This window comes from Rhodococcus sp. SB1D (assembly GCF_048573875.1).
Classification (GTDB): domain Bacteria; phylum Actinomycetota; class Actinomycetes; order Mycobacteriales; family Mycobacteriaceae; genus Rhodococcus_F; species Rhodococcus_F qingshengii.
The window spans coordinates 80,530-95,034 of the sequence record NZ_JBMAIQ010000008.1 but is presented as its reverse complement, the minus strand read 5'-3'; the positions used below and the strand labels follow the sequence as shown (position 1 = coordinate 95,034).

Genomic DNA, 14,505 nt, shown 5'->3' with positions numbered 1-14,505 from the left:
ACTGCGCTCACCTGCAGTGATCGTCGCGAGGGGATGCGTAATCGGGGATCCGGCCACGAGGGGTGGCCGGATCCCCGAACTCTTTGCAAACTTTTTCGCGCAGGCGTGTAACGCTGCAGAATAGCTACCGATATTCATGACAGCCCCGTGTTGCTGCCTGACCCCCGACCTGGCAGCAGCGCGGGGCTCTCGTATGTCCGGATATCCTGTATTGAGTTGTCGGTGAGCGCCGCAGCGACGGTTGATGCAGCGAGGAGCCAACAGGTGAGTGACGAAGAGGGTCCGTCCGTCGAGAAGACGAACAGCGAGGACTCGTCCCTCCCGGAACAGGAACTCGAGTCGGTCGAGGAACCTCAGGCGGTCGAAGAGACCGAGTCGGTCGAGGAAACCCAGTCGGTCGAGGAACCCAAGGCCCCTGAGGACACCGAGGCCGTTGTCGAGGCTGAATCAGTAGAACCTGAACCAGCCGAAGCACCAAGGCCTGTCGACGAAGAAGCAAGCGATTCCACGGAAGCGACAGTCGACGAATCGGCAAACGAGGTCACCACCGTCATCCCTGTCGTCCCAGCGGAGGACGCACCGCCGACGGAAGTAGTCAACTCGGCTCCGGCGACAGAAGCCATCGACGAGCAGACAGAGCAGTTCGAGCCCCCTGCAGTTGTGGTTCCCCCGAAGCCGCCGCGTCCCGAGTTCGTGCAGCAGTACGACACCCAGCAACTCGAACCCATCCAGCAGCAGTACGAGCCTGTTGTCCGAGAAGCAGAGGTAGTTGCACCCCCGGCGCCGCAACAACCGGTGGCGCCCGCTTCGCAGTCTTCCCGCAAGTGGGTCAAACCGGCGATAGCAGTCGGCGCCATCTTTGCCGTCGCAGCGATTGCCTACGGAGTGGACATCTTCACCTCGTCCGGGAAGACACCACGCGGCACTCAGGTCGCCGGGGTGGACATCGGTGATCTCACGCCCGCCGACGCGGAGGCCACGCTGCGCGCCCAACTCGGCCCGAGGCTCGTCGAACCGGTAGCGGTACATGCAGGCGGCGTCGACTCCGAGATCGTTCCCTCGTCTGCGGGTGTGGACGTCGACTGGTCGGCGACGCTGTCGGGCGTGAACGCTCAGCCCATCAACCCGATCACCCGCATCACGTCGTTCTTCGGCTCCCGCGAGGTGCCCGTGGTGTCGGCAATCGACCAGGGTGCGTTGGATGCGTCGATGGCGCAGCTCGCGGCGAACAGCGATCGTGCGCCCGTCGAAGGTGCAGTCGTGTTCGAGAACGGGAAGGCGACTGGTGTTTCGCCCGCTGCCGGTCAGGCGCTCGAAACGCAGCAGGCGGGTTCGACCTTCGCCGCTGAATGGTCCGATGGTGGCGTCGTCGATCTTCCGGTCGACGAGGTTCCGGTGACGGTCACTCAGGCCGGTGTCGATCGTGCGCTGCAGGAGATCGCTATTCCAGCTGTCTCGGGTGACGTAGTGGTCAACGGCCGTGACGGCAAGGTCGCGACACTCGGCGTCGATCAGATCGGCGAGGTTCTGACCTTCACACCCGACGGCTCGGGTGGGCTGACTCCGCAGTACAACACGGATGCTGCGATCAAGATTCTGACTCCGCAGTTGGCGTCGACGGAAGTACAACCCAAGGACGCGTCGTTCACCTTCGCCGGTGGCAAACCGTCGGTTGTGCCCGGTGTCGTCGGTGATCTGATCAACTGGCCGGACACGGTCAAGGAACTTCCGGTTCTGTTGGGCAGCACGGCTTCTCGGGCAACGCCCGCCGTTTACGGACCGGTCCCGCCGGCGTTGACCACCGAAGCCGCGGAGGCCCTCGGCATCAACGAGGTGATCGGCGAATTCACTACCGGTGGTTTCGAATACGCGTCTGGTGTGAACATCGGCCTGGCCGCGTCGGAGATCGACGGGGCCGTGATCAAGCCCGGTGACACGTTCTCGCTCAACGAGTACACGGGCCCGCGCGGTGCGGCGCAGGGATACATCGAGTCGGGGATCATCAACAACGGTCGCCCGGACAAGGCTGTCGGCGGCGGTATCAGCCAGCTCGCGACGACGCTCTACAACGCGACGTATTTCGCAGGTATGGAGGACGTCGCGCACACCGAGCACAGTTACTACATCTCGCGGTACCCCGAGGCTCGTGAGGCGACCATCTTCGATGGTGCGATCGACCTGCAGTTCCGTAATCCGGCGAAGACCGGCGTGATGATCGAGACGATTGCGACATCGTCGAACATCACCGTTCGGATCTGGGGAACCAAAACTGTCGATGTCACGTCGACGACCGGCCCGCGGACGTCGCCGACGTCGCCGAACACCGTGACCTTGCCGGAGGGGCCTGGCTGTGTGGCTTCGAGCGGTGCGCCCGGGTTCACGGTCAGCGACACTCGCGTGATCACCGACCACGCGAGTGGCGCCGAGATTTCCTCGAACACCCGGACCGTCAAGTACGACCCGGTGCCGATCGTGAAGTGCGAGTAGGGAACTACTTGCCGACGAGTGGGCCGAGGGTGCGGCCCGCGAGGTCGACGATGCCTGGCTCTTCGCCGTTGGTGATCAGGTTGATCACGACGCCGTCGATGCCGTGGTCGAGGATGCGCGTCTGAACCTGCTCGGCGACGTCGTCCGGGCTGCCGACGAAATGGCGTTCGGTGGCCTTGGCGACCACGTCTTCCGGCGCCGTGGTGATGTCGAGGCCACGCTCCGCGAGAAACGTTCGCTGATGGGCGCGAGCCTTGTCGCCGTCCTCGTCGATCATCATGAACGTGAGGAAGCTCGTCTCGAGGGTTGCGGGATCGCGACCGGCTTCGTCGCAGCGTGCCGCAAGTGCTTCCATCTTGCGCGGCAGTTCCGACGGGTCGCAGATGATGTTGAGGTGATCCGCGAAGCGAGCGGCGAGGCCGAACGTCTTTTTCTCACCGCCACCGCCGAGCAGGATCGGCAGGTCGTCGCGGACGCGAGGCTCGTTGATGGCGTCCTTGACGTGGTACCACTTGCCGTCGAAGGTGGGGCGATCACCGCGGAGCATCGGCGCGATGATCTGCAGTGCTTCGTCGAGTTTCTGGAAGCGCTCGGTGAACGTTCCGAACTCGTATCCGAACGAATTGTGTTCGAGTTCGAACCAACCGGCGCCGATGCCCAGGATGGCCCGACCGCCGCTCACAACGTCGAGGGTGGTGACGGTCTTGGCGAGCATGGGCGGATTGCGGTAGGTGTTTCCCGTGACCAGTGCAGACAACTGGATGGTCTCGGTGGCCGTCGCCAGCGCGGAGAGCGCCGAGTAGGCCTCGAGCATCGGGGCGTCCGGCGCTCCGATTCCGGGGAGTTGGTAGAAGTGATCCATCACGAATGCAGTGTCGAAGCCTGCGGCTTCGGCTTCGCGGGCCTGCGCTATAACGGTGGGGAAGAGGTCCTTGACCGGACCGCCGTAGCTGAAGTTGGGCATCTGGTATCCGAGGCGAGTGCTCACCGTTTCGACGTTACTCGCGATCGGTTGACCTGGCACGATTTTACCAACTCTATGGATTCCGTTGTGCTGGGCAGACTTCCGGAAGTCAGAGAAGTTCTTCGGCCGCGTCGCGTCGCTTGGCGCGCTGCTGGTGAAGTTTGACGACTGCGATTGCGATGCCACCGCCGATGATGGCGCCTACCAGCGCGCCGACCCAGGTTGACGATTCTTCGTACGAATCGAATTCGAGACGGGCAATGATTCCGACAGCGGCCACGAGGTAGAGCGCGATGCTGATCACCACGCGAGGGCGTCCGTAGGTGGACAGCAGGTACACGTCCACATCGCGGCGCTTCGCATAGATGATCGTGATCAACGAGCCGAACAACGCAACGATCAGCAGGGCGAGCGAGATCCACGCCCCTGTTCGGCCGGCGACCCAGGGCAGAATCGCCGAGCTGACGAATATTGCCCAGAAGACACTCTGGAGTCCCACCGCCGAGGCTTCGTTCCAGACGTCGCGCTGACGCTCGTCCTTGTAGAAGTCGTCGTCCAGATCTCCGACGAACCGCATTGCCTTCATCATGGTGCTCATGCCGTCTCCTCTGGAATTTCTGTGGTGAGTTCCGATTCGTGTAAGGGGAAGAGCGCTTCGACGGTGGTCCCCAGCGCCAGGGCCAGGCGAAGTGCCAGGTACACACTCGGTGCATAGTCACCGCGTTCGACGGAGACGATGCTCTGTCTGCTCACCTGACCTGCCGTGGCCAGTTGCGCCTGGGTGAGGCCGGCGAGGCGTCGGTGCTCCCGCACGTTGTTGTCGCCGGCCTTTCCAGTCATGCAAAAAGTAAAGAATACTTGTCACTAGATGTCAAGTTTGCTTGTCATATGAGAGGCTGAAGAGCATGCGTGAACGATTTCTCGAGATCGCCCTGGCCAATCCGGTGGTCGCAACGATCGTGGATCGTGCGCCGAAGCTGGGATTGCCGGAGTGGTACCTGACGGCGGGTGGGCTCTTCCAAACCGTCTGGAATCACATCGACGGCCGTGACCTCGGCGCCGGAATCAAGGACTACGACCTCTTCTATTTCGACGCCGGCGATCTGAGCTACGACGCGGAGGACTGTGTGATTCGTTCGGCGGCAGAACTGTTCGCCGATGTGGATGCCGATGTCGAAGTACGCAACGAAGCCCGCGTGCACCTGTGGTACGAGCAGCATTTCGGGATTCCCGGCGTTCCGTTCACCAGTTGCTGCGACGCTGTCGACCACTTCGCTTCCACAACTTGCTGTTTCGGGATCACCAAGTCTGCGGGCGGCACTGTGGACGTGTATGCCCCGCACGGATACGACGATCTTTTCGACATGATCGTCCGTCCCAACCCGGTGCTGGCACCGAGAGAGGTTTACGAGGCCAAGGCGGCACGGTGGCGCAGGGAATGGCCTGCGCTGACCGTGGAGCCTTGGCCGGAGACCCTGACCTAGACTTCGATCGGCGGATGCAGCCTGTCCATGGTCCATTGCCGATTTCGGCGTGCAGCAAGTGAACTGGCGCCGAGTGAGGCGACGAGAAGGCCGCCGAGGACGGCGATCGAGACCCACAGTCTCGAGTCGATACCGCCGACGGTGAGTTGTCGTAGCCCGTTCACCGCGTAGGTCATCGGGTCGAAGGGGTGGATGATCTGGAACGGTTTCGCGGTGGTTTCGACGGGATAGATGCCGCCGGCCGAAACCAGTTGCAGCATCAGGAACGCCAGGGTGATGACGCGTCCGACGGAGACTCCGAAGATGGCGTTGAATGCCTGGATCAACGCCATGTACGTGGCAGTGATGAGCATCAGGAATCCGACGGTGCCGAGGGCGTGTGTGGGGTGCAGGCCGACGGCGAAGTGCACGACCAGGTACATCACGATCACCTGGCAGATGCCGATGAGCAATGCCGGCCAGTACGAGGCGAGGACCACTCGCAGCGCGCCGAGTCCGTTTGCGATGGGCCGGTTCTGGAGCGGCTTGAGCAGCATCCAGGTGATGATGCCGCCCACGAACAGCGCGAGGGGCAGGAAGAACGGTGCAAAACCGGTACCGAACGTGCTTGCCCGGTTCTCGTACGTCTCCTGTAGTTCGACCGGGCTGGAGAGGGTTTGAGCGGTTGCGGTTCGCTGCTGATCGCTCCAACTGGGGACCTGACCGGCGCCCTCGGTGAGTTTGGTCGCGAGTTCGGCAGACCCGGCACGGAGTTGCTCGGTGCCGTCTGCGAGTTTGGCTGCACCATCGGAGAGTTGAACGCTTCCGTCGGTGAGTTGAACCAGTCCACTGCTGAGGGTTTGAGCGCCGTCGTTGACTTGTTGACCGCCGTCACGCAGCTGTACCAGGCCGTTGCGGAGTTCACCACCGCCGTTGGCCGCGGCGCTGAGCCCGGCTCGGAAGGTGCTCGACGGATCGTCGAGTTGGTAGGCGAGTTGTTGTGCACCGCTCTTGAGTTCGCCCAGTTGGCCCATGGTCGCTTCACCGAAACCCTGAGTGCGCAGCATGTCCTGGGCAGGCGCGAGGGCATTGGCGATCTGTTGGCTGACGGGATCCGGGTTCAGTCGAAGGCTGGCCACTGCCTGCCCGACCAGCTGTGCGACGTCTGCTTGTGTGTTCCCGAGGACACTCAGTTGGTCGACGACCTGGGTGACGCCACCACTGAGTTGGCTTGCGCCGTCGCCAAGTTGGACGGCTCCGAGATCGAGCTGCCCCAGACCGTCGGTCAGTGCGAGGACGCCGTCCGTGGCGGTGTTGATACCGGTCGAGAGTTGCGCTGTACCGCCGGCAAGAGTGGCTGCACCGTCACGTGCGGTAACCATGTTGTCGGCCAGAGTTTTCGAGCCCGACGCCAATTCGCCGGCTCCGGCGTTGGCAGTGTTCACTCCGGCCGAGAGCTGGAGCGCTCCGTCGGCGGCCTGCTTCAAACCAGCACCCGCATCGGTCAATCCGACCAGAACTGTTTCGACGGACTGCGCGCCGATCTTGTCGCTGACCTGACTGAGGACCTGCTGGGCGGCGTTTTGGCCGATGATGGTGCCGAGGTAGTTGTTGACGTCGTTGAAGGTGAACTGCAACTGAGCTTTGTGGGGGTCCTTGGTCGTCGGGGAGGCGACGGCCTCGCTGAAATTCTCAGGCAATGTGAGAGAGAAGTAGTACGTGCCGTCCGAGACTCCCTGAGCGGCTTCCTGCTGCGAGACCAGGTGGAGATCGAGCTCACCGGAATCGAGCAGCGCTTGGCTTACCTCGTCGCCCGCGTTGAGCTCCTGACCCTGCACCATCGCGCCGCGGTCGGTGTTGACCAGCGCGACGGGGACCTTGTTGACCTCACCGAACGGATTCCAGAACGCCCACAGGTACATCGCGCCGTACAGCAGTGGCATCAAGATGATGGTGACGAGTGCGATCCTGGGCATCGCGCCGCGGGAGAACCGCTTGAGTTCGGTTCCGAGAGACATTCCAGCGAGCATCGCGGTTACCTCGCCCCTTCTTGGTCGGGATTGGTGACTTCTTGGAGCAGGGTGACGGCATCGATGGGTGATCCGTCTGGCAGCGGGTTGACGGTCGACGCGATGATGGTCTGGTAGCTCCCCATCTCGACGAGTCGCTCGACGAGGTACGCACGTTCGGAGTCGCGCCGCACTTGTTCGAGATCGTCGACGACAAGCAGGGCCGGCTTTTTCGTGTTCGCGACGGCGATACGCAGCAGGATCGCCTCGAGTTCCCCGAGATCGCTGACGTACCGGCCGAGCGCAGGTAACGGATGATCGCCGAAGACGGGAGCGCACACCGCTTCGAGTTCGCGGTCTCCGGCGCGTCCGATGAGCTTGTACCAGGGCGCATCCCAGCGAATTTGTTCGGTGATCAGATCGCGGACGGTGACGGATTCGGCAAGCTCGTCGATGTCCTCGAACCCGGCGACCCCGGCGATCTCGAAGATCTCGCGGGGACGCGTCCGACCGAAGACGGACAGTGAGCCGGAACTGGCTTTCATTCGTCCGCTGAGTGTCAGAAGTAAGGACGTACGTCCTGAACCGGCCGAGCCTTCGAGGATCGTCACACCGCCCGCACGAATCTCGAGATTGACGGGTCCGAACACCGGCCCCCATGGGCCGTCGAGCGCCAAGTCCGTGGCGGTCAATGCCAGGTCGGGGGCGTAATCGGGTTGTGAATGCTCTGGTGCGACCACGATGATCACCTGTCTGTTGATCTACTCGGCCTGCGAAAGAACCGAGTGCTGGTTCAGTGGACGTTCGTGCTCACCCAATCACATCGGTAGCGGGCGAGCGGTCCCAGGAATGGGATGTGTCGGACACGTTCGATAACTTGAAGACCGAACGGTATGTATTCTGTTGGAAACGGAACGGGGGAGTCGAGGTGCCGGTTCGTAGACGCGGTATGTGTGCGTTACTGGTCATGGCCACCCTGTCGGTTGTCTCCTGTGCCGGTGAGCGCGAGTCGCCCCCGTTCGTGTCGAGCGAGAGGCTTTTCGAGTTCACCGGTCGCAATGTCGGACCCGTGACCGTTCCGCCCTTGCCTTCCGATCGGCACGAGTCCGAAGCAGCGCCGTACGGAGCCATCACCCTGTCCGGTGGGTGGAGCGGCGCAGCCAATGTCTCGCTGCCCGGATCCGTCACGTGTTTCGAGCACAACTGGGCGGATTCGGTGCCCGCCGGTCACCGCCAGTGGGCCTACGAGGTGCACACCAGTTCCTTTTACGAGTACGACGGCGGCGGCGAGTATCCGGGACGTGATTTCCAGTTGCAGGTCTACGTGAACGAAAAACCGGAACCAGGTCAGCACGGGTCGGCGATCATGAAGTTCTCGGATCAGAGCGGACAGTTCGTGTCCTTCGGGGGCGGTGACGACAAGTCCATCGAAATCGTCAGTTCTCCGGACCGCAGGCGCGTGGCGCTTTCCCTGGTGGGAAGGGCGGCACGGCCCGGCGAACAACCGACGACGTCCGTACTGTCCGCACAGATCAGTTGCCCGACCGTCGAGCGCAGATGACCTCGGATTCCATGGACTGCTGAGCATGAAAATGCCGGCCCCGAAACGTTCTCGGGACCGGCACTTTTCATGAATCAGGAACGAATCAGAATGCTGCTTCGTCGATCTCCATGATGTCGTTCTCGGTGTTCGCGATGATCTCGCGTGAAGCGGTGAGCTCGGGCAGGACGTTCTTGGCGAAGAAGGAAGCGATGGCGACCTTGCCCTCGTAGAAGCCCTTGTCCTTGTCGGAAGCGCCGTTGTCGAGTGCTGCGAGAGCGATCTCGGACTGGCGGAGCAGCTGCCAGCCGATGAGCAGGTCGCCGACGGACATCAGGAAGCGGACGGAGCCGAGGCCGACCTTGTACAGCTCGGTGGGCTGCTCCTGAGCTCCCATGAGGAAGCCGGTGAGCGTGGCGGCCATGGCCTGGACGTCTTCGAGTGCGGTGGCGAGCAGTGCGCGCTCCGCCTTCAGACGACCGTTGCCGGCTTCGCTGTCGATGAAGGTCTTGATCTGTCCGGCAACGTGAGCGAGCGCGACGCCGCGGTCACGAGCGATCTTGCGGAAGAAGAAGTCCTGAGCCTGGATGGCCGTCGTGCCTTCGTACAGCGAGTCGATCTTGGAGTCGCGGATGTACTGCTCGATCGGGTAGTCCTGCAGGAAGCCGGATCCACCGAGGGTCTGCAGGCTGTCCGTCAGGTACTGGTACGCACGCTCGGAGCCGACGCCCTTGACGATCGGGAGCAGCAGGTCGTTGACGCGGAACGCGGTGTCCTTGTCTGCGCCCGAGACGAGCTGGGCGACAACCTCGTCCTGGTGAGCTGCGGTGTAGAGGTACACCGCGCGCAGGCCTTCGGCGTATGCCTTCTGCATTGCCAGGCTACGACGCACGTCGGGGTGGTGCGTGATGGTCACGCGCGGTGCTGCCTTGTTGGTCATCTGGGTCAGGTCTGCGCCCTGCACGCGCTGCTTGGCGTAATCGAGAGCGTTGAGGTAACCGGTGGAGAGGGTGGCGATTGCCTTGGTGCCGACCATCATTCGAGCGTGCTCGATGACGTCGAACATCTGGGCGATGCCGTTGTGGACCTCGCCGACCAGCCAGCCCTGTGCGGGGATGCCGTGGCCGCCGAAGGTGACCTCACACGTGGCGGAGACCTTCAGGCCCATCTTGTGCTCGACGTTGGTGACGAAGACACCGTTACGCTCGCCGAACTCTTCGGTCTCGAAGTTGAAGTGCGTCTTCGGGACGAAGAACAGGCTCAGGCCCTTGGTGCCCGGTCCGGCGCCTTCGGGGCGAGCGAGAACGAGGTGGAAGATGTTCTCGAACAGGTCGTCCGAGTCGGCCGAGGTGATGAAGCGCTTGACGCCCTCGATGTGCCAGGAGCCGTCGTCCTGCTTGATCGCCTTGGTGCGTCCGGCACCGACGTCGGAGCCGGCGTCGGGCTCGGTGAGGACCATCGTGGCGCCCCATCCGCGTTCGACGATGGTGGCTGCCCACTTCTTCTGCTCTTCGGTGCCGTTGTTGAACAGCACGTCCGCGAAAGCGGGTCCGGCCTGGTACATGTGCGCTGCAGGCTGTGCGCCCAGGATCAGCTCACCGATGGCCCACACGACGGAGCGGGGAACCGGCACGCCGCCGACCTCTTCGCTCAATCCCATACGGTACCACTCGGCATCCCACAGAGCCTTGAACGACTTCTTGAAGGATTCCGGAAGTGCAACGGTGTGCGTCTCGGGATCGAAGACAGGGGGGTTGCGGTCCGCATCGGCGAAAGATTCGCCAAGCGGTCCCTCGGCCAGGCGTGCGACCTCTGCCAGCATGTTGCGGACAGTGTCGGCATCCAGGTCGCCCCAAGCGCCTTCGCTCAGTGGCTTCTCCAGTCCGAGAACCTCGAAGAGGTTGAACTCCAGGTCCCGAACGTTGCTCTTGTAATGGCCCATGTCTTCTGCTTCTCCCAGTGAGGTGGTGCGGTCCAGCACTCCTAGTACCGCCCGAAGTTTATTACTCGTCGGTAACTTAATACATGTTACTAGCCGTTCTTTGCATTGCCAACACCGGATTTGCGTCCGATGACAAGCGCGTCGACCGCGATTCCCGTTTCGGTGTGCCTGTGGGGATTTCCGGCGATCTCGAACTCGAGCTTTCCGCGGAACTCCTGCATCAATTCTTCTGGTGTGTAAAGGATTTCGGGATCTTGCGGCCCGCCGACGCCGTAGTCGATGTTGCTTCGGTCGTGACCCAAAATCATGAGGATTCCGTCAGGTTTCAGAGAATTTATGGCACGGTTCACAACCAGGGTGCGTTGTGGTGCGGGCAGATGAAGGTAAAGAAGCAGGGCCAACTCGTATCCCTGCCCGTTCCTCGAGGCGTAATCCGCGACGGTGACGTCGCCGCATCGGTAGTCGAGCCGGTCGAGAACCGATCGGGGCGAGCGGGCCGCGATCGTGCGGGCTTTCTCGATCGCGACGGCCGAGTAGTCGATCCCGGTGACCTCCCAACCGCGGGTCGCGAGCCACAACGCGTTACGGCCCTCGCCGCACGCCAGGTCCAGTGCCTGGCCGTGGGGGAGGGCCGTCGCGTATTCCACCAGCAGTTCGTTGGGAGGAGCGCCCCAGACGAGCTCGGTTTCTTCGTACTTCTTGTCCCAGGCCGCCGCATCCATAGATGACGACGGTAGTGCCACTCAGTGGTTACGCACTCCGTCCATCGGGTTCTTGCGTAGAGCGGCGCGCGTCGGGATCGCGATGGAGACAAATCCCAGAACAGCGGTCACCGCGACGATGGAACCGTAAATCGCCGGTGAAATCGCCGGGATCGGCTGCCCGGACACCGCTACGGCAATGCCCATCAGAGGCGGCAGGGCGATCAGTGATCCGACCACGACGGCGATTCCCGCCACCATCAACGACTCGATGCGCATCATTGCTCGGACCTGCCTCGTCCGCGAGCCCACCAGTTGAAGGAGCGCGAACTCGCGGGAACGCTCGGCAGTGGCGGCGACCAGGGTGTTCACGACTGCGACTGCGAGATAGCCGAGCAGGACGAGGACGGCGAGGATGCTGACCCACGACTGCATACGACGCTGATCTTCGCCCGCGGCCCCGAACTGGTCCTGGTTCATCGCGGCGATCGAGGGGAACGAGCGCAACGACTGCTGGACTTCGGCCGACCGTCCGGGTTCGGCAGCAACCAGAACGGTGTCGATCAGAGCGTCGGTGGAGTGCTGACGCAAAGTCTCGATCGGCATGGTCACGTCCCCGAATCCGAGGCCGCGACCATATTTTGCGACGACCATGGGATGTACCAGTGTTCCGTCACCCAGATAGAGGTCGACGCGCTGGCCTACCTTGGCTCCGAGGGTGAAGGCGCCGTCTTCGCTCACGGCAACGGTATCGCCGGTCAGAGCGCTGAGGTCGCCCTCGGTCACCGCGAGATCGAGGGTCGCGTCGGCGCTGGCGGCGTCGATGCCCTGGGCCGCGATCGCGCTGTCGGCTGAGCCGCCTTCCTCTCCGCTGGGTACCGGGAGGACTTGACTGCGGACCACCGGGTTTGCCGCACTCACTCCGGGCACCGATGCGATCGACTCGAGTAGCGAGGGAGCGATACCGGCTGGTGCGCCGACGATCAGGTCGGCGGTGACGCCCTTGATCGACTGGTTGGTCGCCTCGGCGGCGACGGTGCTCTGGCTGAAGAACTGCACCGAGCCCAGTGCGATTGCGAGAGCCAACGGAACAACCGCCGACGAGAGCCGTCTCGAATTGGATTCGGCGTTGGCGGCAGCGAGAACTTTGGACGCCGACCCACTGCGGCGCAGCGGACCGCCGATCACCTTGATGATGCCGCGCACCAACAAGGGGCCGAGCAGCGCGACCGAGAAGATCAACAACAGTGCGCTCGAACCGGCTCCAGCGGCCGCCACGCTGCCGGGCAGGAAAGCAGGGAGGACGCAGGCGCTGAGGCCGGCGGCGCCGAAGATCAGCCCGGTGACGATACGTCCGCGGCTCAGTTTCGCCGGGCCGCTTTCGGATTCGCGAAGCGCTTCGACGGGGTCGAGCTTCGCCGGTCGTCGTGCCGCGATCGCCGCTGCCGCGCGGGCAGTGAGTACGCAGATCAGGAAAGCTGCGATCGCCGGAAGCGGGCTGTAGGCCAGCGCGAAATCGGTGGGCATGACACCGGCGTCGGCGAACTGTGCGCCCAGCACTCGGGCGAGCAGGTATCCGGGCACCGCGCCGAGAGCTGCCGCCGCAGCAGCAACGAGCAGCACTTCACGTCCGATCATGACGTGCACTTGTCGCGTGGTGGCTCCGATTGCCCGCAGCAGAGCGAACTCTCGGCGTCTGGCGTTGATCGAGAGCGACAGCGTGCTGGAAACGACGAACATACTGACCATCAACGCGAGACCGGCAAACGACGCGCAGAGCACGATCAACTGCGTCCGCGCAGCACCGGCGTCGAGGAATTCGATGCCTCCGCGTGCGGTGCCGGTCGAGACCTCCGCACCGGATCCGGCGAGTGCGTCGCGAGCGAGAGCGGCGGCGTTGACGCCTTCGGGAGCGATCAATCCGACTGCGGTGACCGAGTTCTGGTGCGGCCACAACCGTTCGGCCTCTGCGTCGTCGAGGAAGACGAGTGCCGGACGGTCGGGTGACGGCGCCGAAGCCGAATCAGCTGTGCCGACGACGGTGTACTCGTCCGTTACCGCGCCGTGAGCCAGCGTGATTCGCTCGCCGAGCGCGGCGCCCGTGGTCGAGACCACCTCGTCGCGGCTCTGCGGAGCGCGCCCCTCGGTGAGCGAGTACGGCGCCAATTGTGCTGTGTTCCAAGGATGTGCATCGAGTACGACGCCCTCGGCGGTGCTGACGGGGACGGAGATGTCGCGAACCACGGTGACATCGAGTGCGTCGAGCTTGCGGACCGTATCGCCGGCGAGGAGAACTCGCTCGGCAAAGGGCTGATCGGCGTCTTCCTTGACCTCGAGCGCCTGTGGCGCACTCACGATGGCGTCGGCACCGGCGTAGAGATGTGGTGAGACACCGCCTCGCACTCCCGATTCCAGCAGCACACCCAGACCGCAGGTGAGGAGCGCTGCGCAGAATACGGAGACGAACACGGCGACGAAACCGGAGCGATGCGCTTTCAGGTGCGCAAAGGTGTGCGCTTTCATCATCACCAGTCCCCGAGGTGTGTCATGCGCTCGGCGATCTGCTGCGGGGTCGGGCGGTCGATGTGCCCGACAAGTTTCCCGTCGGCGAGGAACAGCACACGATCGGCGTACGACGCGGCCACCGGGTCGTGCGTGACCATGACGATGGTCTGATCGAACTCGGCGGCTGTCCGGCGCAACAACTCCAGAACCTGCTTGGCGCTACGGGAGTCGAGGGCGCCGGTCGGTTCGTCGGCAAAGAGTGCGTCGGGGTGAGTGACGAGGGCGCGCGCGATTGCGACGCGTTGCTGCTGACCGCCGGACAGTTCGGAGGGTTTGCGCTTTCGGTGTGATCCGAGTCCGACGGATTCCAGGACGAAGGTCAGGTACTGCTTGTCGGCTCGTCGCCCGGCGAGGAGTAGGGGGAGCGTGACGTTCTGCTCGACGTCGAGAGCGCCGAGCAGGTTGTAGGCCTGGAAGACGAAACCGATGTGATCGCGACGGAAGATGCTGCGGGCCTTCGGCTTCAGTTGTGAAATTTCGGTGTCGCCCAGCCACACCGATCCGCTGCTCGGTCGGTCGAGGCCCGCGGCGCAGTGCAGGAAAGTGCTCTTACCTGATCCGGACGGGCCCATCACTGCGGTGAAGGTGCTGCGCGGCAGAGTGAGGCTGACGTTGTCGAGGGCGGTCACGGCGCCGCGGCCGTTGCCGTAGACCTTGCTGACCCCTTCGAGTCGCACGGCAGATGTTCGAGCTCCCGTGGCACCAGGAGCCGGCGGGGCGAGGACCGAGTGTCGATTCTTCATGGGAAGAACGCTATGGAGATTCGCCATTCGTCGACATCCAGCAGAGTCCCGAATCAATGGTGTAGCCAGCTGTAGTGGATCGTGCGGTGTG

12 protein-coding genes are annotated in these 14,505 nt (G+C 63.3%); 3 read left to right on the top strand and 9 right to left on the bottom strand.

All coding sequences use genetic code 11. The features are described 5' to 3' along the window. The first annotated feature begins 264 nt into the window (after window positions 1–264). Window positions 265–2,487 (top strand): VanW family protein, encoded by a 2,223-nt coding sequence (locus ACN50D_RS18755; RefSeq protein WP_211921571.1) that lies wholly within the window; start codon window positions 265–267, stop codon window positions 2,485–2,487. A gap of 4 nt (window positions 2,488–2,491) precedes the next feature. On the opposite strand, the gene ACN50D_RS18750 is transcribed toward ACN50D_RS18755, so the two are convergent. The 3 genes from ACN50D_RS18750 to ACN50D_RS18740 all read right to left on the bottom strand — a co-directional run bounded on the left by ACN50D_RS18750 (window position 2,492) and on the right by ACN50D_RS18740 (window position 4,291). Continuing rightward, window positions 2,492–3,475 (bottom strand): LLM class F420-dependent oxidoreductase, encoded by a 984-nt coding sequence (locus ACN50D_RS18750; protein ID WP_007734562.1) that lies wholly within the window; start codon window positions 3,473–3,475, stop codon window positions 2,492–2,494. An 85-nt stretch (window positions 3,476–3,560) separates the two neighbouring features. Further along, window positions 3,561–4,049 (bottom strand): hypothetical protein, encoded by a 489-nt coding sequence (locus ACN50D_RS18745; protein WP_211921573.1) that lies wholly within the window; start codon window positions 4,047–4,049, stop codon window positions 3,561–3,563. Then, window positions 4,046–4,291: a helix-turn-helix transcriptional regulator gene (locus ACN50D_RS18740; RefSeq protein WP_211921575.1), complete on the bottom strand. Its 246-nt coding sequence runs from the start codon at window positions 4,289–4,291 to the stop codon at window positions 4,046–4,048. The genes ACN50D_RS18745 and ACN50D_RS18740 overlap by 4 nt, the downstream gene beginning before the upstream one ends. Window positions 4,292–4,356: 65 nt before the next feature. On the opposite strand from ACN50D_RS18740, the gene ACN50D_RS18735 reads away from it, so the two are divergent. Further along, window positions 4,357–4,935: a nucleotidyltransferase family protein gene (locus tag ACN50D_RS18735; protein ID WP_211921577.1), complete on the top strand. Its 579-nt coding sequence runs from the start codon at window positions 4,357–4,359 to the stop codon at window positions 4,933–4,935. Here the strand turns inward: ACN50D_RS18735 and ACN50D_RS18730 are convergent. Further along, window positions 4,932–6,944 carry a YhgE/Pip domain-containing protein gene (locus ACN50D_RS18730; protein ID WP_007734572.1) on the bottom strand — a complete coding sequence of 671 codons (2,013 nt, stop codon included), beginning with the start codon at window positions 6,942–6,944 and terminating at the stop codon, window positions 4,932–4,934. The two genes, ACN50D_RS18735 and ACN50D_RS18730, sit on opposite strands and share 4 nt — an antisense overlap. A gap of 5 nt (window positions 6,945–6,949) precedes the next feature. Further along, window positions 6,950–7,672, bottom strand: coding sequence for an ATP-binding cassette domain-containing protein (locus ACN50D_RS18725; protein WP_064111899.1), 723 nt, complete (start codon window positions 7,670–7,672; stop codon window positions 6,950–6,952). Between the two features lie 179 nt (window positions 7,673–7,851). Here ACN50D_RS18725 and ACN50D_RS18720 point away from each other — a divergent pair, with 179 nt between their 5' ends. Next, window positions 7,852–8,484 (top strand): hypothetical protein, encoded by a 633-nt coding sequence (locus ACN50D_RS18720; protein WP_228401942.1) that lies wholly within the window; start codon window positions 7,852–7,854, stop codon window positions 8,482–8,484. A gap of 85 nt (window positions 8,485–8,569) precedes the next feature. On the opposite strand, the gene ACN50D_RS18715 is transcribed toward ACN50D_RS18720, so the two are convergent. The 4 genes from ACN50D_RS18715 to ACN50D_RS18700 all read right to left on the bottom strand — a co-directional run bounded on the left by ACN50D_RS18715 (window position 8,570) and on the right by ACN50D_RS18700 (window position 14,414). Further along, entirely contained in the window at window positions 8,570–10,405 is a 1,836-nt protein-coding gene (locus ACN50D_RS18715) for an acyl-CoA dehydrogenase (protein WP_007734578.1), read from the bottom strand. Between the two features lie 89 nt (window positions 10,406–10,494). Continuing rightward, window positions 10,495–11,127 (bottom strand): class I SAM-dependent methyltransferase, encoded by a 633-nt coding sequence (locus ACN50D_RS18710; RefSeq protein ID WP_211921581.1) that lies wholly within the window; start codon window positions 11,125–11,127, stop codon window positions 10,495–10,497. A gap of 21 nt (window positions 11,128–11,148) precedes the next feature. After that, the gene (locus ACN50D_RS18705) at window positions 11,149–13,632 is read right to left on the bottom strand and encodes an FtsX-like permease family protein (RefSeq protein ID WP_211921582.1); all 2,484 of its coding nucleotides are present in this window, start codon (window positions 13,630–13,632) and stop codon (window positions 11,149–11,151) included. Further along, complete coding sequence (locus tag ACN50D_RS18700; RefSeq protein WP_051649487.1) at window positions 13,632–14,414, bottom strand: ABC transporter ATP-binding protein; 783 nt, start codon at window positions 14,412–14,414, stop codon at window positions 13,632–13,634. Before ACN50D_RS18700 ends, ACN50D_RS18705 begins: the two co-directional genes overlap by 1 nt. Window positions 14,415–14,505 lie beyond the last annotated feature (91 nt).

Bases quoted from the DNA above. Each gene is read 5' to 3' on its own strand.
- ACN50D_RS18745 (WP_211921573.1), bottom strand. From the start codon at position 4,049: ATGAGCACCATGATGAAGGCAATGCGGTTCGTCGGAGATCTGGACGAC.
- ACN50D_RS18740 (WP_211921575.1), bottom strand. From the start codon at position 4,291: ATGACTGGAAAGGCCGGCGACAACAACGTGCGGGAGCACCGACGCCTC.
- ACN50D_RS18735 (WP_211921577.1), top strand. From the start codon at position 4,357: ATGCGTGAACGATTTCTCGAGATCGCCCTGGCCAATCCGGTGGTCGCA.
- ACN50D_RS18730 (WP_007734572.1), bottom strand. From the start codon at position 6,944: ATGCTCGCTGGAATGTCTCTCGGAACCGAACTCAAGCGGTTCTCCCGC.
- ACN50D_RS18715 (WP_007734578.1), bottom strand. From the start codon at position 10,405: ATGGGCCATTACAAGAGCAACGTTCGGGACCTGGAGTTCAACCTCTTC.
- ACN50D_RS18710 (WP_211921581.1), bottom strand. From the start codon at position 11,127: ATGGATGCGGCGGCCTGGGACAAGAAGTACGAAGAAACCGAGCTCGTC.
- ACN50D_RS18705 (WP_211921582.1), bottom strand. From the start codon at position 13,632: ATGATGAAAGCGCACACCTTTGCGCACCTGAAAGCGCATCGCTCCGGT.
- ACN50D_RS18700 (WP_051649487.1), bottom strand. From the start codon at position 14,414: ATGAAGAATCGACACTCGGTCCTCGCCCCGCCGGCTCCTGGTGCCACG.